This is a genomic window from Nocardia sp. NPDC056000 (assembly GCF_042269265.1).
Lineage (GTDB): Bacteria > Actinomycetota > Actinomycetes > Mycobacteriales > Mycobacteriaceae > Nocardia.
This window is the reverse complement of record NZ_JBHJXS010000040.1, coordinates 1-1,107: the sequence shown is the minus strand read 5'-3', so window position 1 is coordinate 1,107 and position 1,107 is coordinate 1. Positions and strand designations below refer to the sequence as shown.

The following is a 1,107-nucleotide window of genomic DNA, read 5'->3' as shown; positions in this document are numbered from 1 at the left end:
GGGGCCTGCTCGGCCAGGACGTCTATGCCTTCGTGCAGGTAGCGGTAGCCGGTGGCCTGAGAGATTCCCGCGTCCCGCGCCAGGCAGTGCACGCACGACCGCTCCCGGAACCAGCGCAGCACCAGCACGGCCTGCCGGAATGGTCCCAGCGCCCGCGAGCCCTTCGGGGTGCCGATCCGGCGACGATGGCCGGCCAGCAGCCGGGCGAGAAACTCAACGACATGACGCGGAACGTCGAGTACGGCAGCATAGGTGACCAACGTGAAGCCCCCGGTGACAGGCGGTCTTGTGAGAAAGACCTGTCCTACCAGGGGCTTCACGCCTGTCCACAGCCACCCTCATGCCCCAGCAACAGCGAGATCATTTCGTTGAGAAAACCTCATTGATCGGGTGGCCAGTTGATCGGATATGTCCGTGCGGTAGTGATCACTGAGGTTTTCTCAACGAAGGTCATTACCAGGCGTTGTTGAGGACGAGGGCGGCTTTGACGATGGCGCCGATCCGACCGGGGCTGAGCGTGACGCGCTTCAGGGTGCGCCAGCGTTCCTTCAGCTCGGCCGCAGCTCGTTCGCCCAGCGCCCGAACTCCTCGCAGGAGTGCGTTGTAGGTGCGGGTGTCGGAGTGAAGTTGCAGGTGGGAGCGGCCAGGGGGCTTCTTGAACGGGTGGTGGATGCCGATCCCGGCGCCTTGATAGCCGGCGTCGGCGAGGGTGGGCAGGCCGTCGGCGGCCGCCTTGTACAGGGCTGACAGGCAGTGCATTCGGGCGGCGGTGATGTCGGGCACCGAGCCGGGCTCGGCTTCGGACACCCATAACGGGGTGCCGTTCGGGGCGGACAGGAACTGCACGTTCGCCCCGAATGCCTTGTGTTTCGCCGAATACCAGGTGTCCACCTCCTTGCCCGCGGCGCTCATGTGGGTACCGGCGACGCGGTCGGACTCGATCAGCGTGCCGTCCAGGACCAGGTGGTTCATGCCCCGCTTTCGGCACTCTGCAAGGACCCGGTGCAGATCCGGGGCCTGCTCGGCCAGGACGTCTATGCCTTCGTGCAGGTAGCGGTAGCCGGTGGCCTGAGAGATTCCCGCGTCCCGCGCCAGGCAGTGCACGCA

1 protein-coding gene and 1 pseudogene are annotated in these 1,107 nt (G+C 66.0%); both read right to left on the bottom strand.

Annotation, left to right across the window (positions count from 1 at the left end):
- Positions 1 to 260, bottom strand: a pseudogene (locus ACFC4D_RS46425) (IS5/IS1182 family transposase); the annotation flags it as partial.
- A gap of 193 nt (positions 261 to 453) precedes the next feature.
- Positions 454 to 1,107 (bottom strand): transposase family protein (locus ACFC4D_RS46420; RefSeq protein WP_376073320.1); only part of this gene is annotated, 654 nt, incomplete at its 5' end.